Annotated in this window: 1 pseudogene; it reads right to left on the minus strand. The window is 66.8% G+C overall.

The window, feature by feature from the left end:
- Positions 1-601: 601 nt before the first annotated feature.
- Positions 602-1,161: pseudogene (locus tag ACZ5CR_RS46440) on the minus strand (hypothetical protein); the annotation flags it as partial.

Genomic DNA, 1,161 nt, shown 5'->3' on the forward strand with positions numbered 1-1,161 from the left:
TCTTGCCAGGGCAGCATCGGGATGCCCTTGGTGAAAGGTGCTGGTCATGCCGCAGATTTCGAAGGTCGAGCTGTACGCGGCGATCCGGCGTGACCATCGCGACGGCATGTCGATACGGGAGCTTGAGCGCAAGCACGGCGTGACGTGGCGGACGGCAGCAAGGCGTTGGACTCGTCCTGGCCGGAGCCTCGTAAGAAGCTGCCGCCACGAGCGACCAGACTGGATCCGTACACCCGACCGGACTGGTCGAGGAGCACAGGGCGGACGTCTCCTACGGGGTTGTGCGCTGCTACGTCGCGGGCCGGAAGTCCGAGATCCTGGTCGAGTCCGGCAAAGTGCCGCTGGAGGCGTTCGTCCCGCAGACTCACCGGCCCGGCCATGAGGCGGAGGTCGACTTTGGTGACGTGACCGTGCGCTTGGCCGGTGACCTGCTACCTGTTCTCCTTCTGGCTGTCGTACTCGGGCAAGGCCGTCCACCGCGTGTTTGCCTCCTGCGGCCAGGAAGCCTTCTTCGAAGGCCACGTCCACGCACTGCGGACCTTGGGCGGGGTTCCCCGGACCAAGGTCCGCTACGACAACCTGACGGTTCTACGAGCGTGTCCTACCCGTTCGCCAAGAACTCGTCGAACGTACGCGGCGCATGCCCGGTTAGCTCCCGCACCGCCGTCGTCACCTCAGACATCGCACCAGCTGCCATCTCTGCGTAGAGCAGAAGAAGGTCATCCACGAACCATCCGGGCAACCCCTGGTCCTGGAGACCCTCAGCTGCCTCCTGAGGTGTCAGATCACGGAAGGGAATGGTGAGCTTGGAGGCGATCTCCTCATGCGTCAGCGCCTCCGGCCCGGTGAGCGCATACGTTTCGCCGCCTCCGGGTGAGCCTGTCAGCAACGCCGCAGCACAGGCGGCGACGTCGTAGGCGGCGTGCCGTTCGAGGCACTGGCGGCTGATGCGTCGGGCGAGGGCTCGGACCGAGGCGGTGAAGGCCGGCGTGACGGCCTCGTGTCCGCAGTGCGGGGTGGCGTGGACGGCCGGGGTCGACCGCCTGGTGTCGGCGGTGTACTGCTCTCCCGCCTGCCGCACGTAGCGGGAGAAGCGGGACTTGGCCAGTGCACCGTTGGGGTTGTCGGTACGGCGGCGGACATGGACGTGCGGGCCTTCGA

It is taken from the genome of Streptomyces sp. NPDC031274 (assembly GCF_055570235.1).